The organism is Pseudomonas sp. TH08 (assembly GCF_016651275.1).
In the GTDB taxonomy this organism is placed as follows: domain Bacteria; phylum Pseudomonadota; class Gammaproteobacteria; order Pseudomonadales; family Pseudomonadaceae; genus Aquipseudomonas.
This window is the reverse complement of sequence record NZ_JAEKEE010000001.1, coordinates 2,084,358-2,110,000: the sequence shown is the minus strand read 5'-3', so window position 1 is coordinate 2,110,000 and position 25,643 is coordinate 2,084,358. Positions and strand designations below refer to the sequence as shown.

At 59.9% G+C, this 25,643-nt stretch carries 24 protein-coding genes (1 of these 24 only partly in view); 16 read left to right on the top strand and 8 right to left on the bottom strand.

Features of this window, described 5'->3' with window-relative positions; translation table 11 throughout:
- A protein-coding gene (locus JFT91_RS09600) for a CoA-acylating methylmalonate-semialdehyde dehydrogenase (protein WP_053116963.1) crosses the window boundary here: on the bottom strand, positions 1–1,480 show its 5' portion. 14 nt of this gene lie to the left of the window's left edge; the window shows 1,480 of its 1,494 coding nt (coding positions 1–1,480); it begins with the start codon at positions 1,478–1,480; its stop codon lies beyond the left edge, outside the window.
- Between the two features lie 77 nt (positions 1,481–1,557).
- A complete protein-coding gene (gene aptA, locus JFT91_RS09595; RefSeq protein ID WP_201230559.1) occupies positions 1,558–2,907 on the bottom strand; it encodes an omega-aminotransferase AptA in 1,350 nt (449 codons plus the stop codon).
- A 138-nt stretch (positions 2,908–3,045) separates the two neighbouring features.
- On the opposite strand from aptA, the gene JFT91_RS09590 reads away from it, so the two are divergent.
- The 7 genes from JFT91_RS09590 (at position 3,046) to JFT91_RS09560 (ending at position 11,022) form a co-directional block, all read left to right on the top strand.
- Positions 3,046–3,966, top strand: coding sequence for a LysR family transcriptional regulator (locus JFT91_RS09590; RefSeq protein WP_201232219.1), 921 nt, complete (start codon positions 3,046–3,048; stop codon positions 3,964–3,966).
- A gap of 131 nt (positions 3,967–4,097) precedes the next feature.
- On the top strand, positions 4,098–5,486 hold the full coding sequence (locus tag JFT91_RS09585) for a uracil-xanthine permease family protein (RefSeq protein WP_201230557.1): 1,389 nt from the start codon (positions 4,098–4,100) through the stop codon (positions 5,484–5,486).
- A gap of 87 nt (positions 5,487–5,573) precedes the next feature.
- On the top strand, positions 5,574–6,224 hold the full coding sequence (locus JFT91_RS09580) for a TetR/AcrR family transcriptional regulator (RefSeq protein WP_201230555.1): 651 nt from the start codon (positions 5,574–5,576) through the stop codon (positions 6,222–6,224).
- A 7-nt stretch (positions 6,225–6,231) separates the two neighbouring features.
- Positions 6,232–6,813 (top strand): IMPACT family protein, encoded by a 582-nt coding sequence (locus JFT91_RS09575; RefSeq protein ID WP_201230553.1) that lies wholly within the window; start codon positions 6,232–6,234, stop codon positions 6,811–6,813.
- A gap of 615 nt (positions 6,814–7,428) precedes the next feature.
- Positions 7,429–8,976, top strand: coding sequence for an ABC transporter ATP-binding protein (locus tag JFT91_RS09570; RefSeq protein WP_201232218.1), 1,548 nt, complete (start codon positions 7,429–7,431; stop codon positions 8,974–8,976).
- Positions 8,977–8,989: 13 nt separating this feature from the next.
- A complete protein-coding gene (locus tag JFT91_RS09565; protein WP_201232217.1) occupies positions 8,990–10,096 on the top strand; it encodes an ABC transporter permease in 1,107 nt (368 codons plus the stop codon).
- On the top strand, positions 10,096–11,022 hold the full coding sequence (locus JFT91_RS09560) for an ABC transporter permease (protein ID WP_201232216.1): 927 nt from the start codon (positions 10,096–10,098) through the stop codon (positions 11,020–11,022). Before JFT91_RS09565 ends, JFT91_RS09560 begins: the two co-directional genes overlap by 1 nt.
- A gap of 60 nt (positions 11,023–11,082) precedes the next feature.
- Here the strand turns inward: JFT91_RS09560 and JFT91_RS09555 are convergent, their stop codons facing one another.
- Positions 11,083–11,529 carry a hypothetical protein gene (locus tag JFT91_RS09555; RefSeq protein WP_201232215.1) on the bottom strand — a complete coding sequence of 149 codons (447 nt, stop codon included), beginning with the start codon at positions 11,527–11,529 and terminating at the stop codon, positions 11,083–11,085.
- 83 nt (positions 11,530–11,612) lie between these two features.
- Here JFT91_RS09555 and JFT91_RS09550 point away from each other — a divergent pair, with 83 nt between their 5' ends.
- From JFT91_RS09550 to JFT91_RS09540, 3 genes are all read left to right on the top strand, one after another.
- On the top strand, positions 11,613–11,963 hold the full coding sequence (locus JFT91_RS09550) for a MerR family transcriptional regulator (protein WP_201146629.1): 351 nt from the start codon (positions 11,613–11,615) through the stop codon (positions 11,961–11,963).
- A gap of 22 nt (positions 11,964–11,985) precedes the next feature.
- A complete protein-coding gene (locus JFT91_RS09545; protein ID WP_201232257.1) occupies positions 11,986–12,669 on the top strand; it encodes an SDR family oxidoreductase in 684 nt (227 codons plus the stop codon).
- A 256-nt stretch (positions 12,670–12,925) separates the two neighbouring features.
- A complete protein-coding gene (locus JFT91_RS09540; RefSeq protein ID WP_201232214.1) occupies positions 12,926–14,284 on the top strand; it encodes an 8-oxoguanine deaminase in 1,359 nt (452 codons plus the stop codon).
- 125 nt (positions 14,285–14,409) lie between these two features.
- On the opposite strand, the gene JFT91_RS09535 is transcribed toward JFT91_RS09540, so the two are convergent.
- Entirely contained in the window at positions 14,410–15,501 is a 1,092-nt protein-coding gene (locus JFT91_RS09535) for a calcium:cation antiporter (protein ID WP_201146630.1), read from the bottom strand.
- Positions 15,502–15,776: 275 nt separating this feature from the next.
- Here JFT91_RS09535 and JFT91_RS09530 point away from each other — a divergent pair, with 275 nt between their 5' ends.
- The 3 genes from JFT91_RS09530 to JFT91_RS09520 all read left to right on the top strand — a co-directional run bounded on the left by JFT91_RS09530 (position 15,777) and on the right by JFT91_RS09520 (position 18,994).
- On the top strand, positions 15,777–16,850 hold the full coding sequence (locus tag JFT91_RS09530; RefSeq protein ID WP_201230544.1) for a BMP family ABC transporter substrate-binding protein: 1,074 nt from the start codon (positions 15,777–15,779) through the stop codon (positions 16,848–16,850).
- 144 nt (positions 16,851–16,994) lie between these two features.
- Positions 16,995–17,960, top strand: a complete 966-nt coding sequence (locus JFT91_RS09525) for a 2-oxoglutarate and iron-dependent oxygenase domain-containing protein (RefSeq protein WP_201232213.1) — start codon at positions 16,995–16,997, stop codon at positions 17,958–17,960.
- 80 nt (positions 17,961–18,040) lie between these two features.
- Positions 18,041–18,994: an adenosine deaminase gene (locus JFT91_RS09520; protein ID WP_201232212.1), complete on the top strand. Its 954-nt coding sequence runs from the start codon at positions 18,041–18,043 to the stop codon at positions 18,992–18,994.
- A 121-nt stretch (positions 18,995–19,115) separates the two neighbouring features.
- Here JFT91_RS09520 and JFT91_RS09515 read toward each other — a convergent pair whose 3' ends face one another.
- The 3 genes from JFT91_RS09515 to vimR form a co-directional block, all read right to left on the bottom strand.
- The gene (locus tag JFT91_RS09515) at positions 19,116–20,498 is read right to left on the bottom strand and encodes an MFS transporter (RefSeq protein WP_201232211.1); all 1,383 of its coding nucleotides are present in this window, start codon (positions 20,496–20,498) and stop codon (positions 19,116–19,118) included.
- 118 nt (positions 20,499–20,616) lie between these two features.
- On the bottom strand, positions 20,617–21,351 hold the full coding sequence (locus JFT91_RS09510; protein WP_201230536.1) for an ArsR/SmtB family transcription factor: 735 nt from the start codon (positions 21,349–21,351) through the stop codon (positions 20,617–20,619).
- Between the two features lie 316 nt (positions 21,352–21,667).
- The gene (gene vimR / locus JFT91_RS09505) at positions 21,668–22,597 is read right to left on the bottom strand and encodes a transcription regulator VimR (protein ID WP_201230534.1); all 930 of its coding nucleotides are present in this window, start codon (positions 22,595–22,597) and stop codon (positions 21,668–21,670) included.
- Between the two features lie 120 nt (positions 22,598–22,717).
- Here vimR and JFT91_RS09500 point away from each other — a divergent pair, with 120 nt between their 5' ends.
- The 3 genes from JFT91_RS09500 to JFT91_RS09490 all read left to right on the top strand — a co-directional run bounded on the left by JFT91_RS09500 (position 22,718) and on the right by JFT91_RS09490 (position 24,393).
- On the top strand, positions 22,718–23,011 hold the full coding sequence (locus tag JFT91_RS09500; RefSeq protein WP_201232210.1) for a putative quinol monooxygenase: 294 nt from the start codon (positions 22,718–22,720) through the stop codon (positions 23,009–23,011).
- Between the two features lie 32 nt (positions 23,012–23,043).
- On the top strand, positions 23,044–24,057 hold the full coding sequence (locus JFT91_RS09495; protein ID WP_201232209.1) for a zinc-binding alcohol dehydrogenase family protein: 1,014 nt from the start codon (positions 23,044–23,046) through the stop codon (positions 24,055–24,057).
- A 162-nt stretch (positions 24,058–24,219) separates the two neighbouring features.
- Positions 24,220–24,393, top strand: coding sequence for a hypothetical protein (locus JFT91_RS09490; RefSeq protein WP_201146633.1), 174 nt, complete (start codon positions 24,220–24,222; stop codon positions 24,391–24,393).
- Positions 24,394–24,399: 6 nt separating this feature from the next.
- Here JFT91_RS09490 and JFT91_RS09485 read toward each other — a convergent pair whose 3' ends face one another.
- On the bottom strand, positions 24,400–25,602 hold the full coding sequence (locus JFT91_RS09485; protein ID WP_201230530.1) for a multidrug effflux MFS transporter: 1,203 nt from the start codon (positions 25,600–25,602) through the stop codon (positions 24,400–24,402).
- Between the last annotated feature and the right edge of the window lie 41 nt (positions 25,603–25,643).

The window sequence follows — 25,643 nt, the reverse complement described above, 5'->3', positions numbered from 1 at the left end:
AAGCGAACTGTGACGCTTCATGGCTCGCACGCTGCGGCCAACGCTGAGTGATTGCCTTGCGACGAGTGTAGAAACGCACACCATCCGGGCCGTAGGCATGCAGGTCGCCGAACAGCGAACGCTTCCAGCCGCCGAAGCTGTGATAAGCCACGGGTACCGGCAACGGCACGTTGACGCCCACCATGCCGACTTCGATCTCGTCGCAGAACAGACGCGCCGCTTCACCGTCACGGGTGAAGATGCAGGTACCGTTGCCGTATTCGTGATCGTTGATCAGTTGCATTGCCTCTTCCAGGCTGTTGACGCGAACAATGCACAGTACCGGCCCGAAGATCTCTTCTTTATAGATGCGCATCTCTGGAGTGACGTTGTCGAACAGGCAACCGCCGAGGAAGAAACCTTCTTCATGACCGGCGACGCTGAAACCACGACCGTCGACCACCAGGGTCGCGCCCGCCGCCACGCCGTCATCGACATACCCACTGACCTTGTCACGCGCCTGACCGGTCACCAGCGGCCCCATGTCCAGACCGCACGAAGTACCGGCACCGATCTTCAACGCCTGGATCTGTGGAACCAGTTTCGCCACCAACGCATCCGCAACTTGATCGCCAACACACACGGCAACCGAGATCGCCATGCAACGCTCGCCGCACGAACCGTACGCAGCGCCCATCAGTGCGCTGACTGCGTTATCCAGATCGGCATCCGGCATCAGCACCGCGTGGTTCTTCGCGCCGCCCAGCGCCTGAACGCGTTTGCCGCGCTTGGTGCCTTCGGCGTAAATGTACTCAGCAATCGGCGTCGAACCAACGAAGCTCAGTGCTTTGACTTCCGGCGCTTCGATCAGCGCGTCTACCGCAGTCTTGTCACCGTGCACCACGCTCATTACGCCTTTCGGCAGACCGGCTTCCAGCAACAACTGAGCGATCAGCAGTGTGGAGCTCGGATCACGCTCGGACGGTTTGAGGATGAAGCAGTTGCCGCAGACGATCGCCAGCGGGTACATCCACAGCGGCACCATGGCCGGGAAGTTGAACGGGGTGATACCGGCAACGATGCCCAGCGGCTGGAAGTCCGACCATGCGTCGATGTTCGGGCCGACGTTGCGGCTGTACTCACCCTTGAGGATTTCCGGGGCAGCGCAGGCGAACTCGACGTTCTCGATACCGCGTTTCAGTTCACCGGCGGCGTCTTCAAGGGTCTTGCCGTGTTCTTCGCTGATCAGTTGCGAGATGCGCGCTTCGTTCTGCTCGAGCAGTTGCTTGAAGCGGAACATCACCTGGGCACGTTTGGCCGGTGGCGTATTGCGCCAGGCCGGGAACGCAGCTTTGGCGGCGTCGATGGCTTTCTGGATGGTTTCGCGGGTGGCCAATGGCAGCTTGTGGATAGCCTGACCGGTGGACGGGTTAAACACATCAACCGCGCGACCGTTCTCGGTCACCAGTTCGCCATTGATCAAATGCGGAATAACGCTCATCGAAAACTCCTGAATTTTTGTTCAGCGGGCGCCCGTTGAGGAGTGCCCGTTTTTTTAGGTATATATAGAAGGAAAAATCAGTCGAGCTTGTTCAGCACTTCGCCGACCGCGTCGAACAGGCGATCGAGGTCTTGCGGCTTGCTGTTGAAGGTTGGGCCGAACTGCAGGGTGTCGCCGCCGAAGCGTACGTAGAACCCGGCTTTCCACAGGGCCATGCCTGCTTCGAACGGACGCACGATGGCGTCGCCGTCACGGCCGGCAATCTGGATCGCACCGGCCAGGCCGAAGTTACGGATATCGATGACGTGCTTCGAGCCTTTCAGGCCATGCAGCGCGTTTTCGAAATGCGGCGCGACTTCCGCAACGCTCTGCACCAGGTTTTCCTTTTGCAGCAGGTCGAGTGCCGCCAGGCCAGCGGCGCAAGCCACCGGGTGCGCCGAGTAGGTGTAACCGTGCGGGAATTCCACGGCGTATTCCGGCGTCGGCTGATTCATGAAGGTCTGGTAGATCTCGGAGCTCGCAATCACTGCGCCCATCGGGATCGCACCGTTTGTGACTTGCTTGGCGATGCACATCAGGTCCGGGGTGACGCCAAAGGTGTCAGCACCAAACATGTTGCCGGTACGGCCGAAACCGGTAATCACTTCGTCGAACACCAGCAGGATGCTGTGCTGATCGCAGATCTCGCGCAGACGTTTCAGGTAACCCTGTGGTGGCACCAGTACGCCAGCGGAACCGGCCATAGGTTCAACGAAGACGGCGGCGATGTTCGATGCGTCGTGCAGTTCGATCAGCTTCAGCAGCTCATCGGCCAAAGCGATACCGCCCTGCTCCGGCATGCCGCGGGAGAAGGCATTGCTCGCCAGCAGAGTGTGCGGCAGGTGATCGACATCCATCATCGACTGCCCGAACAGCTTGCGGTTGCCGTTGACGCCGCCGAGGCTGGTGCCGGCGATGTTTACGCCGTGGTAGCCACGGGCACGGCCGATCATTTTGGTTTTGGTCGCCTGGCCTTTCAGGCGCCAGTAGGCACGGACCATTTTCACCGCGGTATCAGCACACTCGGAACCGGAGTCGGTGAAGAACACGTGGTTCAGGTTGCCCGGGGTCAGCTCGGTGATTTTCTCGGCCAACTGGAACGACAGCGGGTGGCCATACTGGAAGCCCGGCGAGTAATCGAGGGTGCCCAGTTGTTTCGAGACCGCTTCCTGAATTTCCTTGCGAGTGTGCCCGGCGCCGCAAGTCCACAGACCCGACAGCGAGTCGTACACCTTGCGGCCCTTGTCATCGATCAGCCAGCTGCCTTCGGCGCCAACGATCAAACGCGGATCGCGCTGGAAGTTACGGTTGGCGGTGTACGGCATCCAGTGCGCGTCCAGCTTGAGTTGGCTGGCCAGTGGCGACTGAGCGTTTTCAGGCATATTCATCGGGCAAAACCTCGCAGGGCATAAGCGTCAGGGAGATAGAAAGCGTTGTTGCAGCTAAATTGCCACGGCGATAAAGTCGGTGAAATTCAACTCTTCTAACCTTCAGTTAGAACTTGGCTAAACAATGAGAACAATAAGATGAGCAGCCGCCGCCCCGATCCATTGGCCCAGGTCAGTGATTTTGATATTCGCTTGCTACGGATTTTTCGCAGCGTGGTGGAATGCGGAGGTTTCTCGGCGGCGGAAACGGTGCTCGGCATCGGTCGCTCGGCGATCAGCCAGCAGATGAGCGATCTGGAGCAACGCCTCGGTTTGCGTCTGTGCCAGCGTGGGCGCGCCGGGTTTTCGCTGACCGAAGAAGGCCGCGAGGTCTATCAATCGGCGCTGCAACTATTAAGTGCGTTGGAAAGTTTCCGCACCGAGGTCAACGGCCTGCATCAACATTTACGCGGCGAGCTGATCATTGGGCTGACCGACAACCTCGTCACCCTCCCCCACATGCGTATCACCCACGCCCTCGCGCAGTTAAAGGAGCGCGGGCCGGATGTGCAGATTCAGATCCGCATGATTGCGCCGAATGAAGTCGAGCAAGGCGTACTCGACGGGCGTCTGCATGTTGGCGTGGTGCCGCAGGCCAGTGCGTTGTCGGGTTTGGAATATCAGCCGTTGTACAGCGAACGTTCGCTGCTGTATTGCGCAGTCGGACATCCGCTGTTTTACGTCGATGACAAGCAACTCGATGACGAGCGCCTTAACAGTCAGGACGCGATTGCGCCGACGTTTCGGTTGCCGGCGGATATTCAGGCGCATTACCAGGCGCTCAATTGCACGGCCAGCGCTTCCGACCGTGAGGGCATGGCGTTTTTGATTCTGACCGGGCGCTATATCGGTTACCTGCCGGATCACTACGCCTGCCTTTGGGTGCAGCAGGGTCGGCTGCGTGCGCTGAAATCCCAAACACGTTTCTACGACTTGAGTCTGGCATCGGTCACGCGCAAAGGGCGGCGCCCTCATTTGGTGCTGGAAAGCTTTTTGGAAAGTCTGGCGGCGACGCGTTGAAAGCAGGATCAAAAGATCGCAGCCTCCGGCATGGCCTACATTTGCGGGGAATCCGCCGATAAAGTTGAGCAACTGGACAGCTTTTTGCAAAGCAGGATCAACCCCGATCCTTCAACAAGAAGCCCAAATCCATGCAGCCAGATTCTGAACCGTCCAGCGACCTGATCTACGGCCTCAACGACCGCCCGAAACCGCTCGCCGCGACACTCGCGGCGTTGCAACACGTGCTCGCCAGTTTCGTCGGCATCATCACCCCGCCGCTGGTGATTGGTTCGGCGCTTGGGCTGACCGCACATTTACCCTACCTGATCAGCATGGCCCTGATGGTGTCCGGCGTCGGCACCTTTATTCAGGCGCGGCGGCCGTTCGGAATTGGCGCGGGAATGATCTGCTTGCAGGGCACCAGTTTTGCCTTTCTCGGGGCAGTGTTGTCGGCAGGGTTTCTGGTCAAGCAACGCGGCGGCAGTCCGGAGGACATCTTGGCGATGATTTTCGGCGTGTGCTTTTTCGGCGCGATCGTGCAGATCGTACTCAGCCGTTTCATCGGGCAGTTGCGCAGAGTCGTTACACCGCTGGTGACCGGCATTGTCATTACCTTGATCGGCATCAGCCTGATCAAGGTCGGCATCACAGATCTGGGCGGTGGCTTCAATGCGCCGGACTTCGGAGCACCGGGTAATCTGGCGCTGGGCGTGTTTGTGTTGCTGACGATCATTCTGCTCAACCGCTCGAACACTCCGTGGGTGCGTTTGTCGGCAATCATCATCGGCCTGGTGCTCGGCAGTCTGGCGGCATGGTTCAGTGGGAAACTGGTGCCTCAGCCATTACCTGACTTGCCGCTGGTGAGTTTTCCTACGCCATTCAAGTTTGGATTCAGCTTCGACTGGACGGCTTTCCTGCCGGTCGCGCTGATTTATCTGATCAGCACCATCGAAACCGTCGGCGACCTCACCGCCAATTGCATGCTCGCTCGCCAGCCGATCAGCGGCCCTTCTTATATAAGCCGCTTGCGTGGCGGTGTATTGGGCGATGGCGTGAGCTGCATGATCGCCGCCACATTCAGCGCCTTCCCCAACACAACGTTTGCGCAAAACAACGGCGTCATCCAGTTGACCGGCGTCGCCAGCCGCTATGTCGGCTTATACATCGGCGCGATCCTGTTTTGTCTCGGCCTGTTCCCCATGATCGGTGCGGTGCTGCAGCAGATCCCGAAACCGGTGCTCGGTGGCGCCACGCTGGTGATGTTCGGCGCTGTCGCCGCAGCGGGCGTGCGGATCCTCGCGCAATCGCCACTGGACCGCCGCAGCATGTTGATCATCGCGACTTCGTTCGGCGTCGGTCTGGGTATCGCCGCGCAACCGAGCCTGCTGCACTTGCTGCCGAAACTGGTACAGAACCTGTTCGACTCGGCGATTACCAGCGGCGGGCTGACGGCAATCATCCTCTGCTTGCTGTTGCCGGAAGCAAAAACCGCAACCAGCGAAGCGCATGCGCCGCTGAACAAGATCGAACAGGCGTAACGATTTATCGTATCGGGACTTGTCGGATGACGGTGGGTGCGCTATCAACGCAATTGGTTGCACCCACAGACAAGCCCGGAAGTGCCTATGACCTTTGAAGTCCCAGCCCACGGCGGCAAACCCGCCAGCCGCATTCGTCAGAAGAACGAAGAGACCATCCTCAAAGCCGCCGAAGACGAGTTCGCCCGTCACGGGTACAAAGGCACCAGCATGAACACCATCGCCCAGAATGCCGGGTTGCCCAAGGCGAACCTGCATTACTACTTCACCAACAAGTTGGGGTTGTACGTAGCGGTACTGAGCAACATCATCGAGTTGTGGGACAGCACCTTCAACACCCTCACCGCCGAGGACGATCCCGCCGAAGCGCTGACTCGCTACATCCGCGCGAAAATGGAGTTCTCGCGCCGCCAGCCGCAAGCTTCACGAATCTTTGCGATGGAAGTAATCAGCGGCGGCGAATGCCTGACCGAGTATTTCAATCAGGATTACCGCGCCTGGTTCACCGGCCGCGCGGCGGTGTTTCAGGCCTGGATCGATGCAGGCAAAATGGATGCGGTCGATCCGGTGCATTTGATCTTCCTGTTGTGGGGCAGTACTCAGCACTACGCCGACTTCGCCACGCAAATCTGTCGCGTCAGCGGTCGCAGCAAGTTGACCAAACAGGACATGGAAGACGCCGGCAACAACCTGATCCGCATCATTCTCAAAGGCTGCGGCCTCACTCCTTCTATTTAAGACGTCTATGCCTTTCACCCTCAGCGGTTTTTGCGAGTACCGCGAAGAGATTCGCAAAAGCCGCTTTATCACCTTCGCCACGCCGATCGGCAGCCCTGCGGATGCGCAAGCGTTTTTCGACCAGCACAGCGATTTGAATGCCTCGCACAATTGCTGGGCGTGGAAGCTTGGCGATCAATATCGCAGCAATGATGACGGCGAGCCCGGCGGCACGGCTGGGCGGCCAATTCTGGCGGCGATTGAAGCGCAGGATTGCGATCAGGTCGCGGTGCTGGTAATTCGTTGGTACGGCGGGATTCAACTTGGGACTGGCGGTTTGGCCCGTGCGTATGGCGGTGGTGCGAACAAGTGTTTGCAGACGGCGGCGAAGGTTGAGTTGATCAGTCGGGTGCCGTTGAGTTGTGCTTGCGGGTTTGCCGAGTTGGCGCTGGTGAAGTTGCGGGTGGCGGATTTGGGTGGCCTGGTTGTCGAGGAAGACTTCACGGCAAACGGAGTTGAGTTGAAGTTAGCTGTGGGGGAAGCGCAGATCGATGTCTTGCAAACGCAACTTGCTGATTTGAGTCGGGGGCGGATTTTGTTGCAGCGGTGAAGCAAGGTCAAAACATCGCAGCGTGGCGCAGTTCGTCATCAGATCCCGTTATCGGAGTTCTCCCTGTAGGAGCTGCCGAAGGCTGCGATCTTTTAGGGCATCACCCATTTCGCTTATTCCATCGAGTTGCCCACATCTGCTGTGCACCCGACTGTGGATAACCTGAGCACATAACGCTGTAACCCTTCTGTCACGTGGCTTTGCGAGGTTTGTTCACTTTTCGTTCAATTCGCCCGACGAAATGTAAATTCCGCTTAAAAACAATCAGTTAACAGTGTTTATCACCATTAGAAGAAAGCATTGCAGTGCTTATGCCCGGGTTTGTCGCTTGCGCACAATAACTGTGGAGCAACCTGTGGATAACCCGTTCATGACCCGCGCAGCCGCATGTGCTGCCTAGGTCGCGAGGATTTGCTCGTTTTTTGATCAGTTACCGACGGGCAAAACTGGAGCCCGATCAACGGCTTTGCTCTGAATTGGTGCTGTGAGTCAGCATGATTTCGCCCTCAACGCTCTGGGCCAATGGCCGGGATGCAGCGGCGGCTGAGGTTCCTGACTCAATGGCCAGGAAATTGCTTTATCCACAGGCACAACTTCAAGCAAGTCGAGCCTGTCATGCTAATCGCCCCTCCCCTCCCGCGCCTGCAACTGCGCCAGATCAGCAAACGTTATCCCGGTTGTCTGGCCAACGACGCCATCGACCTGAGTATCGCGCCCGGTGAAATCCACGCCCTGCTCGGAGAGAACGGTGCGGGCAAAAGTACGTTGATGAAGATTATCTACGGCGTCACTCAGGCCGATGCCGGGGAAATATGTTGGCAAGGGCAGCGGGTCAACATCCGCAACCCGGCGCAGGCGCGACAGTTGGGCATCGGCATGGTGTTTCAGCATTTCTCGCTGTTCGAAACCCTCAGCGTGGCGCAGAACATCGCCTTGGCGATGGGTGCGGCCGCCGGTACGCCGAAACAACTGGAGCCAAAGATTCGCGAAGTGTCGCGCCGCTACGGCATGGCGCTGGAGCCGGAGCGACTTGTCCACAGCCTGTCGATCGGCGAGCGGCAACGGGTAGAGATCATTCGCTGCCTGATGCAGGACATCCGCCTGTTGATCCTCGATGAACCGACTTCGGTGCTGACGCCGCTGGAGGCTGACGAATTGTTTGTCACCCTCCGCCGCCTCGCCGCCGAAGGCTGCAGCATTCTTTTTATCAGCCACAAGCTGGGTGAAGTGCGTGCGCTGTGCCACAGCGCCACGGTTTTGCGCGGCGGAAAAGTAGCCGGGCATTGTTTGCCGGCCGAATGCTCGGATCAGCAATTGGCACAGTTGATGGTGGGCGAAGCCGCGGCGCTGATCGGCGACTATGCGAAGGCCAGCGGTGGCGCGGCGTTTTTACAGGTCGAGGGATTGAGCTGGCACAACCCGGATCCGTTTGGCTGCTCGCTGACTGACATCGACGTGGATGTACGCAGCGGTGAAATTGTCGGTATCGCCGGGGTCGCCGGCAATGGTCAGGATGAATTGCTCGCCCTGCTCAGCGGTGAGCAAACACTGCCCCGCGCGGAGGCGAAAACGATTCGCTTCGGTGATTTCGGCGTCGCCGATTTGCGCCCGGATGCGCGGCGCAAACAGGGTCTGGCGTTCGTGCCCGCCGAGCGTCTCGGTCATGGCGCGGTGCCGGAGTTGAGTCTGGCGGATAACGCTCTGCTCACCGCTTTCCAACAAGGCCTGGTCAGCCACGGTTTGATCGAACGCGGCAAAGTCGAAGCTTTCGCCCAACAGATCATTCAGCGTTTCGGGGTAAAAACCCCGGACACGCAAACCGCCGCGCGCAGCCTGTCCGGCGGCAATCTGCAGAAATTCATTCTTGGCCGCGAAATCCTCCAGCAGCCGAAACTGCTGATCGCCGCACACCCGACCTGGGGTGTAGACGTCGGCGCCGCCGCGACCATCCACCGCGCCTTGATTGCGCTGCGCGATGCTGGCGCGGCGATCCTGGTGATTTCCGAAGACCTCGACGAACTGTTCCAGATCAGCGACCGCCTCGGTGCGTTGTGCGGTGGGCGTCTGTCGGCGCTGCAAAACACCACCGACACCCAGCTCAGCGACGTCGGCAGCTGGATGGCTGGACAGTTCGACGCCCCTCAAACACACGCCACGGTTTAACGGAGTTTTCCACATGCTGCTTTCCCTCGAACCCCGTGGCCAACAATCGCGCCTGATGCTTTGGTGCTCGCCGCTGTTGGCCGCGGCGCTGACGCTGGGTTGCGGTTCGCTGCTGTTTATCGCCCTCGGCCATGATCCGCTGCAAACCTTGCACACCTTGCTGATCGCACCGGTCAGCGACTTGTATGGTGTCTCCGAACTGCTGGTCAAAGCGCTGCCGATTCTGCTCTGCGCATTGGGCTTGGCGGTGGCCTATCAGGCGCGCATCTGGAACATTGGCGCGGAAGGACAATTGCTCCTCGGTGCACTCGCCGGCAGCGCCCTGGCGGTGAACATCATCGACATGCAAAGCCGTTGGGCGCTGGTGCTGATTCTATTCACTGGCACCTTCGCCGGGGCCGCGTGGGCCGGGCTGACGGCATGGCTGCGCACGCGTTTCAACGCCAATGAAATCCTCACCAGCATCATGCTCAATTACATCGCGCTGAACCTGCTGTTGTTCTGCGTGCATGGGCCATTGAAAGACCCGGCCGGCTACAACTTTCCGGAGTCGGCGATGTTCGGCGATGCCAGTCGCCTGCCACTGCTGATGGAGGATGGTCGTGTGCACGCCGGGGTGTATTTCGCCCTGCTCGCACTGGTCGCGGTGTGGGTGCTGTTGCAGAAAAGCTTCGTCGGTTTCCAGATCAAAGTGCTCGGGCTGGACCAGCGCGCGGCGGGGTTTGTCGGTTTCCGCGAGAAGCGGTTGATCTGGCTGGCGCTGTTGATCAGCGGCGGTCTGGCGGGGCTCGCGGGTGTCTGCGAAGTCACCGGGCCGATCGGCCAATTGGTGCCGCAGGTGTCACCGGGTTACGGCTATGCGGCGATCACCGTGGCGTTTCTAGGGCGGCTGAATCCGCTCGGGATTCTGTTCTCCAGCCTATTGATGGCGTTGCTGTACATCGGTGGCGAGAGTGCACAAATGACCCTGAATCTGCCGCAGGCGATCACCCAGTTATTCCAGGGAATGATGCTGTTTTTCCTGCTGGCCTGTGACGTGCTGATCCTTTATCGGCCTCGCCTGAAATTGCGCTGGACGCGGCGCACATCAACCACCGCCGTAACCGCCGGAGCGCTGTGATGGATATCGATCTGTTGAGCAATATTTTCTACGCCATGGTGCGTTGCGGCACGCCGCTGTTGCTGGTGGCGCTGGGTGAACTGATCTGCGAAAAGAGCGGCGTGCTCAACCTCGGCCAGGAAGGGATGATGCTGTTCGGTGCAGTGATCGGTTTCATCGTCGCCCTGAACAGCGGCAACCTCTGGCTAGGCGTGCTGTTGGCAATGCTGGCCGGGATGCTCCTGTCGTCACTGTTTGCGTTGGTGGCGCTGGTGTTCAATGCCAATCAGGTGGCGACCGGGTTGGCCCTGACGATTTTTGGGGTCGGGCTTTCGACGTTTGTCGGCGCCGCCTGGGTCGGTAAACCGCTGGCGGGTTTTGAGCCATTGGCGATCCCGTATCTGAGCAAAATCCCGTTGATCGGGCGGATGCTGTTTGCCCAGGATCTGCTGGTGTACCTGTCGTTTGCGCTGTTTGCGCTGGTGGCGTGGGTGATCATCAAAAGTCGCGTCGGGCTGATCATTCAAGCAGTGGGCGAGAATCCGGATGCGGCCAGTGCGATGGGGTTGCCGGTGTTGGCTGTGCGGACGCTGGCCGTGCTTTTTGGCGGGGCAATGGCTGGGCTGGCCGGTGCCTATCTGTCACTGGCGTACACGCCGATGTGGGCCGAAAACATGACCGCCGGGCGCGGCTGGATCGCGTTGGCGCTGGTGGTGTTTGCCAGTTGGCGAGTATGGCGGTTGTTGTTGGGTGCTTATCTGTTTGGCCTCGCCAGCATCCTGCATCTGGTGGCGCAGGGGTTGGGGCTGGCGATTCCGTCGAGTTTGCTGGCGATGCTGCCGTACGTGGCGACGATTGTGGTGTTGGTGTTGTTGTCGCGCGATGCGCTGCGTACGCGGTTGTATGCGCCGGTGTCACTGGGGCAGCCTTGGCAGGCAGGGCATTAATTGTTGTTTGCGCGGGCCTCTTCGCGAGCAGGCTCGCTCCCACATTTGTCCGCGCCTGGCTCAGGAATGTGGGGTGACACCCATCTCTTGTGGGAGCGAGCCTGCTCGCGAAGACTTACTCACAGGCAACACCTGAGCAATGCCCCATGCCAGTTCGAACACGAGGAAAACCAGCAATATCAAACTGGCGCCATGGGCCAGGGCATACGCCTGCCAAGCCGCAAACAAAAACCGCGCTACCGCGTCATAGCGTCCATAAAGCGCCTGCGGATCACGAATCCGCAGCACCGCCCACACGCACACCACCGAACCCAACAGGTGCGCCATCAACATATGCACAGGCTCGAACGCCGGCAATTCGCCGGGCAGACTCAGCGTCTGGCTCAGCGCAGTCAAAAACCCGTGCAACGCGGCAAAACTCCATGGCGTGGCAAACGCCGCCGTAACGATCAAGTCATACCAGGCACTGCCGCGCACCACGTTGCGATACTGCGTTGAAGTCCACATCGTCCTTGCTCCATAAATTTGAGGAGCAACCACGGTAAAGCCTGGAGTATGCTCCAGGGTCAACAGCTGTTTTGAGATCAACCATGCGCATCGGTGAATTAGCCCAGGCCAGTGCCGTCAGCCGCGACACCCTGCGCTTCTATGAACAGCGCGGACTGATCGCGGCGCAACGCAGCGCCAACGGTTATCGCGACTATCCACCGGAGATGGTGCAACTGGTGCTCTACATCAAGACCGCCCAACGCCTGGGGTTTACCCTCGGAGAGATCGGCAACAGCGTCGCCGCGCTGTGGAATGCACCCGATCCCGACAGGGCCGTGGCCCAGTTGCTGCGCGACAAACTGCAACTGATCGAAACGCGCATGAGCGAACTCGACGCGCTGCGGCAGGAGTTGCAACTTCGGCTCGGCCAGGCCTGTCCATTGAATCCATGATCCTCATTTATCAAGGAAGCCCATCATGTCTGCAAAACACGCACTGATCATCGGCGCCTCCCGGGGCCTGGGCCTCGGTCTGGTGAAAACCCTGCTGGCCGACGGCTGGCAAGTCACTGCTACCGTGCGCAATCCGCAAAACGCCGAGGTGCTGCAAGCGCTGGGCAAAGTGCGGATCGAGAAGCTCGACATGGATGACCAGCAAGCGGTGATCGCCCTGAGCCAGCAGCTCAAGGGCGAAACCTTCGACCTGTTGTTCGTCAACGCAGGGGTCAAAGGCCCGGCAGATCAGACCCCGGGCGGCGCGACACTGGCGGAAGTCGGTCAGCTGTTTTTCACCAACGCGGTAGCACCGATCAATCTGGCGCAACGTTTTGTCGGGCAGATTCGTGACGGCAGCGGCGTGCTGGCGTTCATGAGTTCCGGGCTGGGCAGCGTGACCGTACCGGACGCGCCGGAGTTGGCGCTGTACAAGGCGAGCAAAGCTGCGCTGAACTCGATGACCAACAGCTTTATCACGCAATTGGGCGAGCAGAAGATGACGGTGTTGTCGCTGCATCCGGGTTGGGTGAAGACGGACATGGGCGGTGAAGGCGCTGACCTGGATGTGGAAACCAGCACCCGCGGGCTGGTCGATCAGGTGAATGCGTATACCGGCAAGGGCGGCCATCACTTCATCAACTACAAGGGCGAAACCATTCCCTAGTAAACGCACAAATCCCCTGTAGGAGTGAGCCTGCTCGCGATAGCGGTTTGTCAGATACAAATCATTCGACTGACACACCGCTATCGCGAGCAGGCTCACTCCTACAAGGGGATCGCGGTGTCTGGTCGGGTTGGGCTTGCCCGACACGGCAATTTGTTTGAAACTGCGCACCTCGTCCCCGCGGCGACCCTGGATCAGCAGACAGGGCATCACTGAGCTGGCAACCCTGAACCCAATTTTCAGAGGAGCCGGCAAAATGCCCGCGACCCGTACCTGGTTAAAAAATCCCCTCGCCATTTTTACGTCCAACGAGCTCGATGCCCGTGGCGGTCTTGTCGTGCAAGACGGTGCCATCGTCGAAGTCCTCGCGGCCGGTCAGCAACCGTCGTTGCCGTGCAATGAAGTGCTCGATGCCCGCGAGCATGTGATCCTGCCGGGCCTGATCAACACTCACCATCACTTCTATCAAACCCTCACCCGCGCCTGGGCGCCGGTGGTCAATCAGCCGTTGTTTCCGTGGCTGAAAACCCTGTACCCGGTGTGGGCACGCCTGACGCCGGAGAAACTCGCGCTCGCCACCAAAGTCGCTCTGGCTGAATTGCTGCTGTCGGGCTGCACCACCGCTGCCGACCATCACTACCTGTTCCCGGACGGTCTGGAAAACGCTATCGACGTGCAAGTCGAAACCGTCCGCGAATTGGGCATGCGCGCCATGCTCACCCGTGGCTCGATGAGTCTCGGCGAGAAGGACGGTGGCCTGCCGCCGCAGCAAACCGTGCAGGAGGGTCAGGTGATTCTCGACGACAGTCAGCGCCTGATTCACGAGTACCACGAGCGTGGCGATGGCGCACAAATCCAGATCGCGCTAGCGCCGTGCTCGCCGTTCTCGGTGACCCCGGAAATCATGTCCGCCAGTGCCGAGCTGGCGAACAAACTCGATGTGCGTCTGCACACCCATTTGGCCGAAACCCTCGACGAAGAAGATTTCTGCCTGCAGCGTTTCGGCCTGCGCACCGTCGATTATCTCGACAGCGTCGGCTGGCTCGGCCCGCGCACCTGGCTGGCTCACGGCATCCATTTCAACCCGGACGAAATCGCCCGCCTCGGCCAGGCCGGCACCGGTATTTGTCATTGCCCGAGTTCGAACATGCGCCTCGCTTCCGGCATCTGCCCGAGTATTGATCTGACGGATGCGGGTGCACTGTTTGGTCTGGGCGTGGATGGTTCGGCATCCAACGATGCGTCGAACATGATTCTGGAGGCGCGTCAGGCGCTGTACATCCAGCGTCTGCGTTACGGCGCCGAGAAAATCACCCCGGAGCGCGTGTTGGGCTGGGCGACCAAGGGTTCGGCGAGCTTGTTGGGCCGTACCGACATTGGTGAGATTGCCGTGGGCAAGCAGGCCGATCTGGCGTTGTTCAAGCTTGATGAGCTGCGTTTCTCCGGCAGCCATGATCCGATTTCAGCGCTGCTGTTGTGCGGTGCGGACCGTGCGGATCGGGTGATGATCGGTGGCAAGTGGCGCGTGGTTGACGGCCAGGTCGAAGGCCTTGACCTCAAAGGCCTGATCGCCGATCACAGCCAGGCAGCGCGCCAACTGATCGCCGGTACCTGATCCACCGCCGTTCAAAACTGTGGGAGCGAGCCTGCTCGCGAAGAGGGAGTGTCAGGCAACATTTTTTGTTGAATGACGCACCGCTTTCGCGAGCAGGCTCGCTCCCACATTGATTTCTGTCAGCCTCAAAGGCCCAGCAGGGACAGCATGATGAAGGTCGCAAACAGCACAAAGTGCGTCATGCCTTCGATGGCATTGGTTTCGCCGTCATTGAGGTTGATCGCGCTGACGATCAGCGTCAGAAAAATCATCACTGTCTGCACTGGCGTCATCGCCATTTGAAACGGCTGGCCAGTATACAGCGCCATCGCTTCCATCACCGGCACGGTCAGGATCACCGTCGACAGTGACGCGCCCATCGCAATGTTCACCACCGACTGCATGCGGTTGGCCAATGCTGCGCGCAAAGCAGTCAAAATCTCCGGCGCAGCGGAAATAGCCGCCACCAGAATCGCCGTGATCACGGGCGGTGCGCCTGTGCCCTCCAGGCCCAGATCCAGCGTTTTCGACATGACTTCGGCCAATGCGCCGATCACCACCACGCCAAACACCAGAATGCCGATCGACAAGCCCAGGCTGAGCGGTTTCGGTTCCTGTTCGACCGGCGCTTTCTTGCGACGTTTATCCGGGTAGCTGTAGCTGAAAAAATAACTGTGCGGGCCGACCTGCATGCGCAGAAACAGCGCGTAAAGCACCACCATCGCGCCGATGGTGAACGCTGAATAAATCTTCCAGTTGGCCTCGGGAATAAACTCCGGCACCACCATCGACACGCCCATGGCGGTGAGGATCATCACGCTGTAACTGCGCGCAGAATCGTCGTTGTAGGACTGCTCACCGTGCTTGATCCCGCCCATCAGCGCGGCGAGGCCGAGGATGCCGTTGATGTCGAGCATCACTGCGGAATAGATCGTGTCGCGCACCAGTGTGGGCGAGGCTTCGTTGCTCATCATGATCGCCAGAATCACCACTTCCACCAGCACGGCGGCGAGGGTCAGGATCATCGTGCCGTAAGGATCGCCGACTTTTTCTGCAAGCAATTCGGCGTGATGGGCGACGCGCATCGAGGCGGCGACGATGAAGGCAATCAGTACCAGACCGCCGATCAGCGCGACGATCTGGCCACTGTGCAGCAACCAGTGTTCGAGGGGATAAGCGACGCAAGCAGCAATGACTGCCAGCAGCAGAAAGCTTTCTTGCTTGAGGATCGTGAGCATGGCGGGCCTTTTTGCCGAAGAGTGCGAATGAGCTACTGACTGCGGGGCGGCGCTAACGTTTCGTTACACCTTAGCGCACCAACCGATAGCAGCTGTTTTCAGGCATGCACTTTTATTGGCCTTAACCGCCCCTTCGCGGGCAAGCCTTGCTCCTACAAACTGCGCGAACTGTAGGAGCAAGGCTTGCCCGCGAAGGCCCTCACAAGGTTTGTTGTCCTGTTGGTCAGCAATTTGCATTGACCCCGACCACACACAACAAAACGGAGCTCCAATTCATGCAAATACGTCCGCTGCACAAACTGCTGTGCGCCGCCATCGGCCTGGGGATCAGTCTGAGCGCCAGCGCTGCCGACCCGCTTAAAGTCGGTTTCGTCTACATCGGCCCGATCGGTGACCACGGCTGGACGTATCAGCATGAACAGGGGCGCAAGGCTCTCGCGGAAAAATTCGGCAGTCAGATCACCACTAACTACGTGGAAAACGTCGCCGAAGGTGCCGACGCCGAGCGGGTGATCCGCAACATGGCCAAGGACAAGTACGACCTGATCTTCACCACCTCATTCGGCTACATGAACCCGACGCTGAAAGTCGCCAAGCAGTTTCCCAAGGTGACCTTCGAACACGCCACCGGCTACAAGCAGGACAAAAACCTCGGCACCTATCTGGCGCGCACCTACGAGGGCCGTTACGTCGGCGGGTTCCTCGCGGCGAAGATGACCAAGACCAAGAAGATCGGCTACGTCGCCTCATTTCCGATCCCGGAAGTGATCCGCGACATCAACGCCATTCAACTGGCCCTGAACAAGTACAACCCTGGCACCGAGATCAAAGTGGTGTGGGTCAACTCCTGGTTCGACCCGGGCAAAGAGGCCGACGCCGCCAACGCATTGATCGATCAGGGCGTCGACGTGGTGTTCCAGCACACCGACAGCCCGGCGCCGATTCAAGCCGCCGAACGCCGAGGTGTTTACGCTGTGGGTTACGCCTCGGACATGGCGCACTTCGGGCCGAAAGCAGTGCTGACCTCCATCGTCAATGACTGGGCGCCGCACTATATTCAAGCGACGCAGAGCGTGATCGATCACACGTGGAAATCCCAGGACTACTGGGGCGGGCTGAAGGAAGGCACAGTTGAGTTGCCGATCAGCGACCTGGTACCAGCGCCGGTGAAAGCCGAGGCCGAGCAGATCATTGCCGACATCAAGAGCGGCACGTTCCAACCGTTCACCGGGCCGATCAAGGATCAGGCCGGGGTCGAAAAAATCCCCGCGGGCGTGAGTGCGACCACGGCGGAACTGGCGTCGATGAACTATTACGTGGAAGGCATGAAGGCCGAGATGCCGAAGTAATTTTCGCTAACCACACAAAACCCTTGCAGGAGCTGAGCTTGCTCGCGAAAGCGCTGTATCAGGCGAAAAATGCATCGACTGATACGACGTATTCGCGAGCAAGCTCGGCTCCTACAGGAGCGATGTACTTTTTAAGGATTGCGTATGGATCAGCTTCCGATCATCGACATCAGCCCGCTCTACTCCGACGATGAAAACGCCTGGCCCGCCGTCGCCGCGCAGATCGACCTTGCCTGCCGCGAATGGGGCTTCTTCTACATCAAGGGCCATCCGATCTCGGCGCAACGCATCGACGCCGTGCTCGATCAGACCCATCGTTTCTTCGCGCTGCCCGCAGCAGAAAAACTCAAGATCGACATCACCCAGACCCGCCACCATCGCGGCTATGGCGCCATCGCTACTGAGCAACTCGACCCGAGCAAACCCAGCGACCTGAAAGAAACCTTCGACATGGGCCTGCACCTGCCGGCCAGGCACCCCGAGGTGATGGCGGAAAAACCCTTGCGCGGGCCTAACCGGCATCCGGCGCAAGCGGGCTGGGAAACTCTGATGGAACAGCATTACCTCGACATGCAGGCCCTCGCGCAAACCCTGCTACGGGCGATGACCATTGCCCTGAACATCGAGCGCGACTTCTTCGACACACGTTTCAACGACCCCGTCAGCGTGCTGCGCATGATCCATTACCCACCGCGCCACACCGCCAGTTCCGCCGAGCAGCAAGGCGCCGGCGCGCACACCGACTACGGCTGCATCACCCTGCTCTACCAGGACAGCGCCGGCGGTTTGCAGGTCAAGAATGTGCGTGGCGAATGGATCGACGCGCCGCCCATCGACGGCACGTTCGTGGTCAACCTCGGCGACATGATGGCGCGCTGGAGCAACGACCGTTATCGCTCGACACCGCATCGGGTGATCAGCCCGCTGGGGGTGGATCGCTATTCGATGCCGTTCTTCGCCGAGCCACACCCGGACACCCGCATCGAGTGCCTGCCCGGATGTCAGGACGCACAGCATCCGGCGAAATATCCGACAACCACCTGCGCCGAATTCCTGCTGTCGCGCTTCGCCGATACCTACGCCTACCGGCGCGAGCAACAAGCGGTCTGATGGATCGCTTGGTCAGGTTTTGCCAATTGTTTCGGCGAGCATCTGTAGAATGCCGTCATTGCACCTGATGAGAAAAGAATATGTACGACTGGCTCAACGCCTTGCCCAAGGCTGAACTGCACCTGCATCTGGAAGGCTCGCTGGAGCCCGAGCTGCTGTTCGCCCTGGCCGAACGCAACAAGATCGCCCTGCCGTGGAACGACGTAGAAACCCTGCGCAAGGCTTACGCTTTCAACAACCTGCAGGAATTCCTCGACCTGTATTACCAGGGCGCCGACGTGCTGCGCACCTCGCAGGATTTCTACGACCTGACCTGGGCCTACCTGCTGCGCTGCAAGGCACAGAACGTGATTCACACCGAACCGTTCTTCGACCCGCAGACCCACACCGACCGGGGCATCCCGTTCGAAGTGGTGCTCAACGGCATCGCGGCGGCATTGAAGGATGGCGAGCAGCAACTGGGCATCACCAGCGGTTTGATCCTCAGCTTCCTGCGCCACCTGAGCGAAGCAGAAGCCGAGAAAACCCTTGATCAGGCGCTGCCGTTCCGTGACGCGTTTGTGGCTGTCGGCCTCGACAGTTCCGAGATGGGCCATCCGCCGAGCAAGTTCCAGCGCGTGTTTGATCGTGCCCGTCACGAAGGCTTCCTGACCGTTGCCCACGCTGGCGAAGAAGGCCCGCCGGAGTACATCTGGGAAGCCATCGACCTGCTGAAAATCCAGCGTATCGACCATGGCGTACGCGCCATTGAAGACGAGCGTTTGATGCAGCGGATCATCGACGAGCAGATCCCGCTGACCGTGTGCCCGCTGTCGAACACCAAGCTCTGCGTGTTCGATCACATGTCGCAGCACAATATTCTCGACATGCTCGAGCGCGGCGTGAAGGTCACGGTGAACTCCGATGACCCGGCGTACTTTGGCGGTTATGTCACCGAGAACTTCCATGCACTGTACGAGCACTTGGGCATGACCCAGGATCAGGCCAAGCGCCTGGCGCAAAACAGCCTCGATGCACGCCTGGTAAAACCATAAGCAACACCGAAGTACCCATGTGGGAGCGAGCCTGCTCGCGAAGAGGGAGTGTCAGTTAACATTTTCGTTTAATGACACTCCGCTTTCGCGAGCAGGCTCGCTCCCACAGTGGGTTTTTTGTTTAGCCTGGGATTTGGCGTTCAGTCAGCTCTTCCAGGGTTTTGCCCCGCGTCTCCATCCCGAACAGCCACACCACCGCCGCCGCAATCGCAAAGCACAGCGCCCCCAGCGCAAACACCCCGCCCTGCCCGGTAATCGGGAACACCAGCCCGGTCACCAATGGCCCGAGTAACGAACCCACGCGGCCAATCGCCGAGGCAAACCCCGAGCCGGTCGCCCGTGCCGAAGTCGGGTACAACTCTGGCGTGTAGGTGTAAAGCACCGCCCACATGCCGAACAGGAAAAACTGCATCATCAGCCCGGTGCCGATCAGCAACGCCACGTTGCCGCCAAACACCGCGCTCTGCCCATACAGAAACGCCATCACCCCGCCGCCCAGCAACGTGACGATGCACACCGGCTTACGCCCCCAGCGCTCCACAAGCCAGGCCGCCATCAGGAATCCGGGAATCCCGCCCAGCGAAATCAATACCGTGTAATACACCGACTGCGTCACGGCAAAACCCGACTGTTGCAGCAAGGCACTCAACCACGACGTCAGCCCATAGAAGCCGAGCAACGCAAAGAACCACAGACTCCAGATCATCGTCGTGCGCTGGCGGTATTGCGGCGACCAGATCTGCTTGAGCGCCGACAGGAAGTTGCCGGGTGGCGTGACCGTACGCGGCAAGCGAATCGGTTCCGGCAGCGCCGCGCCACCGAGCGACGCGCGCACCCGCGCTTCGATACCGTTCAACACCTTGTCCGCTGCCTCGTCTCGCCCGGCCTGCTCCAGCCAGCGCGGAGACTCGGGAATGAAAAAGCGGATCGCCAGGACAAACACCGCCGGCACCGCCAACACCAAAAAGATGTCGCGCCAGCCAATCAACGGCAACAGGCAATACGAGAGCACCCCAGCCGCAACAAAACCCAGCGGCCAGAAGCCGTCCATCAACGCGATATAGCGGCCACGGCGCTGGGCCGGAATCAGCTCGGAGAGCATCGACTGCGCAATCGGGAACTCCATGCCCATGCCGATCCCCAACAGGATGCGAAACAACCTCAGTGTCTCGACCGTCTGCGCCGTCGAGCACAGATAGCTGGCTACGCCCCAAAGCACGATGCTCCACTGAAACACCGGTTTGCGCCCGAAACGGTCGGCGAGCATGCCCGACAGTGATGCCCCCAGCACCATGCCGAAAAAACTCGAACTGGCGAGCAGCCCGGCCTGGGCACTGCTCAGGCCAAACTCGGCCCTAATCGAGCCAAGCAAGAAGGTCATCATCGCCAGATCCATCGAATCGAAGAAAAAGGCCAAGGCAATGATGATGAAAATGATCCGGTGATAACCACTGATCGGCAGTCGTTCCAGCCGTTCTGCTGCACTGAAGCCTTTGGTTTGCATGCCGCCCCTCCCCATCCGAAAAGTCCCCGGATCGAGTGTGCGCGATAGCGAATCGAGACTCGTGCTGGATGCGACCTGTTCGCAGTCGTGGGCGACGTGACAGTGCAGGACAAGTGCTCTACAACGCTGCTTCCAGCTCGGTCTCCTTGGCAAAACGATGGATTTCGCGTTGCCCGGTAGCCGTCAGTTGCAACGCACGGGAATCATGCGGCAAGGTCAACCAGCCGGACTGCATGAACAGCTGCAGCAACGCCGCGCCGAGGGTGCCGCCCATGTGCGGCCGTCGTTCGCTCCAGTCCGGACAGGCGCACGCCACTTGCACGTTGCGGTGGGCCAGGGCCTGGATGAACACTCCACGCTTGGCCAGTTGCGTCGAGCCCTTGAGCGTCACCACGACTCGCTGCTCGACCTGTTCGATCCAGCCGGCATCGAGCAGTCGCTGGTACAGATCGGCCGCCAGCGTGCCGCCCAGGTGGTCATCACAGAAACGCGCACGCAACAGCGACGAAGGGGCTGCCTGTGGCCTGGCCATCGGCGCGGTTCGTTTGAACACTTCGGGAATATCGCGCGGCGCGCTGGCAATGGTGGCGCTGGCCAACGCCTCGATGGCAGCCCCGACCTCGGGAGCCGAGAGACGGAAAAACCGTTTGCGGCCACGGACTTCGACTTTCAACAGGCCGCCAGTGGACAACCGCGCCAGGTGAGCACTGGCAGAGGACGGCGACAACCCCGCCAGCAGCGCCAACTCCTCGGTTTGCCGGGCCGAGCCATCCATCAATGCCCACATCATCGCGCTGCGCTTGGGGTCAGCCAGCAACGTGGCGATCTGGCTGATGCAAGGTGCATGTTCCATATATTCACTCCCTGTTGAATCGTATCGTCTACTGCTCGCAGACATCTTGACCAGTAATGAGTCGTCGGCCAAGACGCGAAATACGCCATGTACCGGGGCCGGACAGGCCACTGACGCAATCTGCTCCGGCACTGGATCGCAGCAGTTGCACACCCGTCAATCAAACCCTGGCGACTCGGCGCAAAGGTCTCCGGGCCCGAGTGTCAGTGCGGGCATGAGGCGGCCGCTAGTATAAGCGCGTTAGTCGCCGCGTCCTGCGCCGGTGCCTGCACAGGTGGTGATTGTTGCTGAGAGAAATTTCTCTTTTTACCTGCGACTAATGACCAACTCTGGAGAAAACGGGAAATTGACTACTCAATTCAGCGCATCGACTGGCGAGCATTTCCCTTAAAAGGTTCACCGGCTTACTCAATTGTGCGCGATGGGCGCACAACAAATTCAGCGGGGCGCGCTCACAAAGCAGCTCTGGCAGCAGCACTTTGAGGCGCCCGGCAAGCACATCGGCGCCGACGTCGAGCCACGACTTGTAGGCAATCCCGGCCCCCGCCACAGCCCACAGACGCACCACGTCGGCGTCATCGCTGAAACGGTCGCCGCTGACGGTCAGACCGACCTCGCGCTTGCCATCGTGAAAACTCCAGTGGTCGTGAACCCGGCTGCCGAGCATGTACAGCAGGCAATTGTGCTGAGCCAGTTGTTCGAGTTGCTGCGGTTCGCCGTGCCTGGCCAGGTACGCCGGGGATGCGCACAACACGCGCCGGTTCTGTGGAGCGATGGGCAAGGCGACCAGACTGGAGTCCTCCGGCTCGCCGTAGCGCAGAGCAATGTCCACCGGTTGGCGAAACAGGTCGGCGATGCGATCACCGAGTAACAGCCGCACGGTCAACTTTGGATGCTCGCGCTGAAACTCGTCGAGCCACGGCAGTAACAGATTGCGTCCGAAATCCGAGGGCGCGGACAGTTGCAGGATCCCGCTGACCTGATCCTGCCCGCTGGCCAGCAGGCGTCGGCCTTCATCGAGATTGCTCAGCGCCGCCCGCGCATATTCGAGGAAGCCCTCGCCCTCGGCAGTCAGGCGCAGGCTGCGTGTCGAACGGGCCAGCAAGCGCGCGCCGAGTTGCTGTTCGATGCGTTTCAACGCCGCACTGGCCACCGCCGCGGACATGTCCATCACCCGCGCCGCCGCCGACAGGCTGCCCAGATCGGCCGCGCGGACAAACAACTGCAAGTCATCGAAACGCAGCATTCTCAGCCTCGATTATCAAAAAAATATTGAAAGAGACTGCTGTTTTAGCCGGTTTTATCCGGCAGAGAAATAGCCAATCATCTCTCCCATCGAATTCATCCCGATTCTGTGGAGCCGAACATGTCCCAGCCATTCACCGCCATTGCCACCCTGATCGCCAAACCCGGCCAACAGCACATTCTCGAACACGCATTGCACGCGCTGGTTGCACCCAGCCGCGTCGAGGACGGTTGCAGTCAGTACGACTTGCATCGCGACCTAGCAGACCCGCGGGTGTTCTACGTGATTGAACACTGGGCCAGCGAAGCGATTCTGCAAACGCATAACGCCAGCGCCCATTTTCAGAACTTCCAGGCCACTGCCGGGCACTGCATCGAACACTTTGAATTGAAACGCCTGGGCGCCATCGCCTGAGCACTTCTTCTATTACCTGTACGGAGCCAACCATGAAAGCCATTGCCTATTACGCTTCCCTGCCGATCAGCGACGCAAATTCCCTGCAAGACATCGAACTGCCGGAACCGGTCGCCGGCCCGCGCGACCTGCTGGTGGAAGTCAAAGCCATCTCGGTCAACCCGGTCGACACCAAGGTGCGGCAGAACGTAGCGCCGGAAAGTGGCGCAGCGAAAGTGCTGGGCTGGGACGTCGCCGGTGTAGTCAAGGCTGTCGGCAGCGAAGTGACGCTGTTCAAGGCGGGCGATAAAGTTTTCTACGCGGGCTCCATCGCCCGTGCCGGTGGCAACAGCGAGTTGCACGTGGTCGACGAGCGCATCGTCGGCCATATGCCGAAAACCCTGGGTTTCGCCGAAGCCGCCGCGCTGCCACTGACCGCAATCACCGCGTGGGAACTGCTCTTCGAACGCCTGCAAATCCGTGAAGGCAATACAGCTGAAGGCCAGAGCCTGCTGATCGTCGGTGCTGCCGGCGGTGTCGGTTCAATTCTCACGCAACTGGCCAAGCAGTTGACCGGTCTCAAGGTGATCGGCACCGCGTCCCGCGAGCAGACCCGTGACTGGGTCAGCGAGCTGGGCGCGGATCTGGTGATCGACCATAGCCAACCGCTGAGCGAAGAACTCAAGCGCGCCGGGGTCGACCACGTGACCCACGTCGCCAGCCTGACTCAGACTGACCAGCATCTTGATCAACTGGTTGAAGCGCTGGCGCCCCAAGGCAAACTGGCGCTGATCGACGATCCGAAGTCGCTGGACGTGACCAAACTCAAGCGCAAGAGCCTGTCGCTGCACTGGGAGTTCATGTACACCCGCTCCCTCTTCGAGACGGCGGACATGATTGAGCAACACAATTTGCTTAACCGTGTCGCTGAGCTGATTGATGCGGGGACGTTGAAGACCACGGTGGGTGAGCATTTCGGTGTGATCAATGCGGCCAATCTGCGTCGGGCGCATGAGTTGCTGGAAAGTGGCAAAGCCAAGGGGAAAATTGTTTTAGAAAGTTTCTAAGATCAAACGACCGCAGCCTCCGACAGCTTCTGCAGGGGATCGCAGGGGCTGCGGGGGCTTTTTGCCGTCAGTCAGATGGCTGATCCTTGTCACAATTGCGACCGTATTCAGGACTACAATCGAAACCTCTGCGATGCGTCTTTTACACATGGGAGGTCAGCAATGAAGATCCTGATAAAAGAAGTGGCAAAGTCTCAATGGCAGGTTCGCCTCGACCAACACGCCGTGACATTCCGCAGTGAAGCCGAAGCATTGGCCTTCACCCGCACCCTTGAAGCGCGACTTTGCGCGCCCCACCAGATTCCCGAGCTCAATCAGCAGCGCGCTGCCGGCTGAGGTTTTTCAGGCCTCGGCCTGAGCTTGCGCCAGCGCTCGGGCATTTTGCAGGCGTCGAGTCAGCACAGCGACGCTCACGACCAGCACACCGCACAGGCTGATGACCATGGCCATCGGTACGGCGGTGCCATCGTGCAAGATCCCCACCAATGCCGAAGCAGCGGCGGCAACGCTGAATTGCATGCAACCGAGCAACGCTGACGCGCTGCCGGCGCGCTCGCGTTGGCCATTCATCGCACAAGCCGCCGCATTGGGACTGATGCAGCCGAGGCTGGCGACACAGATGAACAGCGGAATCAGCAAAGGCCACAGTGCCTCGGTGTGCAGGCTGCTTACCGCGAGCAGCGTCAATCCGGCGCCCAGATAGACCCAGACCGCTCGCGCCAGCAGGAAGGCCGGGCCGCGCTTGGCCAACAGCCGCGCGTTGACCTGCGCTACCAGAATGAACCCCGCCGCGTTGGTTCCGAACAACCAGCCAAAATGCTCGGCCGGCACGCCGTACAGTTTGATGAAGATGAACGGGGAGCCGGCGATATAGGCGAACATCCCGGCGATTGCGATCCCGCCCGTCAGGGCATGGCCGAGGTAGATCGGGTCTTTCAACAGACGACCATACTGACGCAGTGCCCCTGACAGCGGCTGGCGCGGCATATGCGCCGGCATACTTTCCGGCAAACCAAGTGCAACCGCGAGGCCGGCCATTGCGCTGAACCCGGTCAGCACCAAAAAGATCGACTGCCAGCCTGTGGTGTTGACCAGCAGACCGCCGAGCATCGGCGCCAGAATCGGCGCCAGGCCCATCACCAGCATCAGCTGCGAGAAGACTTTCGCCGAACCCACCGCGTCGCATTTATCGCTGACCACTGCCCGGGAAATCACCATCCCTGCGCAACCGCCCAACGCCTGGACGAAACGTGCGCCAATCAGCCATTCCAGGTTCGGTGCGTAAGCACAGGCCAGCGAGGCCAGGGTGAACAACGCCAGGCCGATCAGCAGCGGCACCCGCCGGCCGAAACGATCCGCCACCGGGCCATAAGCCAATTGGCCAATCGACAACCCGGCGAAATAAGCCGCCAGCGTCATCTGCACGTGTTTCTCGTCGGTGCCGAACGCCAGCGCCATCGACGGAAAGGCGGGTAAATAGAAATCGATCGCCAAGGGCCCGAAGGCGGTCAAGGCACCGAGAATCAGAATGGTACGGAAGTTCATCAGGCATCCAGGTAGGCAAGTCGGCAGCCCGACAGTCTAGC

Coding starts and splice junctions, on each gene's coding strand:
- aptA (WP_201230559.1), bottom strand. CDS start 2,907: ATGAATATGCCTGAAAACGCTCAGTCGCCACTGGCCAGCCAACTCAAG.
- JFT91_RS09590 (WP_201232219.1), top strand. CDS start 3,046: ATGAGCAGCCGCCGCCCCGATCCATTGGCCCAGGTCAGTGATTTTGAT.
- JFT91_RS09585 (WP_201230557.1), top strand. CDS start 4,098: ATGCAGCCAGATTCTGAACCGTCCAGCGACCTGATCTACGGCCTCAAC.
- JFT91_RS09580 (WP_201230555.1), top strand. CDS start 5,574: ATGACCTTTGAAGTCCCAGCCCACGGCGGCAAACCCGCCAGCCGCATT.
- JFT91_RS09575 (WP_201230553.1), top strand. CDS start 6,232: ATGCCTTTCACCCTCAGCGGTTTTTGCGAGTACCGCGAAGAGATTCGC.
- JFT91_RS09570 (WP_201232218.1), top strand. CDS start 7,429: ATGCTAATCGCCCCTCCCCTCCCGCGCCTGCAACTGCGCCAGATCAGC.
- JFT91_RS09565 (WP_201232217.1), top strand. CDS start 8,990: ATGCTGCTTTCCCTCGAACCCCGTGGCCAACAATCGCGCCTGATGCTT.
- JFT91_RS09560 (WP_201232216.1), top strand. CDS start 10,096: ATGGATATCGATCTGTTGAGCAATATTTTCTACGCCATGGTGCGTTGC.
- JFT91_RS09555 (WP_201232215.1), bottom strand. CDS start 11,529: ATGTGGACTTCAACGCAGTATCGCAACGTGGTGCGCGGCAGTGCCTGG.
- JFT91_RS09550 (WP_201146629.1), top strand. CDS start 11,613: ATGCGCATCGGTGAATTAGCCCAGGCCAGTGCCGTCAGCCGCGACACC.
- JFT91_RS09540 (WP_201232214.1), top strand. CDS start 12,926: ATGCCCGCGACCCGTACCTGGTTAAAAAATCCCCTCGCCATTTTTACG.
- JFT91_RS09535 (WP_201146630.1), bottom strand. CDS start 15,501: ATGCTCACGATCCTCAAGCAAGAAAGCTTTCTGCTGCTGGCAGTCATT.
- JFT91_RS09530 (WP_201230544.1), top strand. CDS start 15,777: ATGCAAATACGTCCGCTGCACAAACTGCTGTGCGCCGCCATCGGCCTG.
- JFT91_RS09525 (WP_201232213.1), top strand. CDS start 16,995: ATGGATCAGCTTCCGATCATCGACATCAGCCCGCTCTACTCCGACGAT.
- JFT91_RS09520 (WP_201232212.1), top strand. CDS start 18,041: ATGTACGACTGGCTCAACGCCTTGCCCAAGGCTGAACTGCACCTGCAT.
- JFT91_RS09515 (WP_201232211.1), bottom strand. CDS start 20,498: ATGCAAACCAAAGGCTTCAGTGCAGCAGAACGGCTGGAACGACTGCCG.
- JFT91_RS09510 (WP_201230536.1), bottom strand. CDS start 21,351: ATGGAACATGCACCTTGCATCAGCCAGATCGCCACGTTGCTGGCTGAC.
- vimR (WP_201230534.1), bottom strand. CDS start 22,597: ATGCTGCGTTTCGATGACTTGCAGTTGTTTGTCCGCGCGGCCGATCTG.
- JFT91_RS09500 (WP_201232210.1), top strand. CDS start 22,718: ATGTCCCAGCCATTCACCGCCATTGCCACCCTGATCGCCAAACCCGGC.
- JFT91_RS09495 (WP_201232209.1), top strand. CDS start 23,044: ATGAAAGCCATTGCCTATTACGCTTCCCTGCCGATCAGCGACGCAAAT.
- JFT91_RS09490 (WP_201146633.1), top strand. CDS start 24,220: ATGAAGATCCTGATAAAAGAAGTGGCAAAGTCTCAATGGCAGGTTCGC.
- JFT91_RS09485 (WP_201230530.1), bottom strand. CDS start 25,602: ATGAACTTCCGTACCATTCTGATTCTCGGTGCCTTGACCGCCTTCGGG.